Raw genomic sequence first — 1,087 nt, 5'->3', positions numbered from 1 at the left:
AATCAGCTTTATTAACTAAATCCAACTTCCATAAAAAACTATTCTAAAATCCAATTATAATTACTATAGCAAGCGCTCGCCATCGGAAATAAGGATCTATATGAGTGGCTGGTTATATTTAACTAAAGAAGAATTACTTTTTTTTTAATAAAGTAATTGCTTCATCAATTTTATTTTTAATACCGAGTAATTCATCTGTAGCTTTGAAAAAACAATTAACCTCACTACCATAACCACAAGAAGCAAAAGCTTGAATTTCATCTTTTCGTTTAAAAAAACCAGTTTTAAAATTCCCCTTAGTTTCAAAAATAACTTCAGTATATTCTTTGGGTTTGTCCTTCCAATATTCTTTCAGAGTCGTCATATACTGAAGTGCTTTGGATAAACTTTCTAATTCTTCCAAATCTAAAAACGCTGCTTCTGAATGTTCTCCATAAGTTTTTAATTCAGTAACTTCAATTTTTAATCCCTTTACCCTTTCCTCTTCTTTACCAGGCTCATAAAATACTATTGCATCAAATTTCATATCCGTCCAATAAAGCCCAGAAATCTTTCCAAGTTTATAAAAATCCTTGATTATTAGTGTACCTTTTTGTGCTAAAAAATTTTGCAATTTTGTTACATTTTTTAAGCTATCTGATCTTTTAACTAATCTTTCTGATTCATTTTTAGTTGATTCACTACAACCATAAATAAGAACAACTACCAATAAAATTGATAGAATAATCTTCTTCATTTTTTCACCAATTTTTATTAAATAAAACTATTATTTAACCTGCCAATAAATATCATTCTTTGGAATGATATCCAATTGCATTTTATTATTAGTCAAAATCAAAAATTTCTGACCGTATATCTCCCCTACTTAAATTATTCTGTCAATCATTCATTAATCAAAAGAAATATTTTTATATGAATAATCAATCACTGTTTTTTAATTTTTTATTTGAGGATTTATAACTGCTGATGAAATATTTCGTTGCCCTCTAAGCAAGTAACGTTTCCTTTTGCTTTCTGATTACAACTTAAATCTATATTTCACTATAGTCAATAAAAATATTTTAGCCACTAATTAACATTAATGTTT

General features: G+C 26.9%; 1 protein-coding gene. It reads right to left on the bottom strand.

Features of this window, described 5'->3' with window-relative positions:
- Positions 1-133: 133 nt before the first annotated feature.
- Positions 134-736: a hypothetical protein gene (locus VJY38_RS13915; protein ID WP_353681332.1), complete on the bottom strand. Its 603-nt coding sequence runs from the start codon at positions 734-736 to the stop codon at positions 134-136.
- Between the last annotated feature and the right edge of the window lie 351 nt (positions 737-1,087).

The organism is Rosettibacter firmus (assembly GCF_036860695.1).
Classification (GTDB): domain Bacteria; phylum Bacteroidota; class Ignavibacteria; order Ignavibacteriales; family Melioribacteraceae; genus Rosettibacter; species Rosettibacter firmus.
This window is presented reverse-complemented; position numbering and strand designations above follow the sequence as displayed.

What these genes read in the sequence shown, in the direction of transcription:
- VJY38_RS13915 (WP_353681332.1), bottom strand. Translation starts at nt 736, where the DNA reads ATGAAGAAGATTATTCTATCAATTTTATTGGTAGTTGTTCTTATTTAT.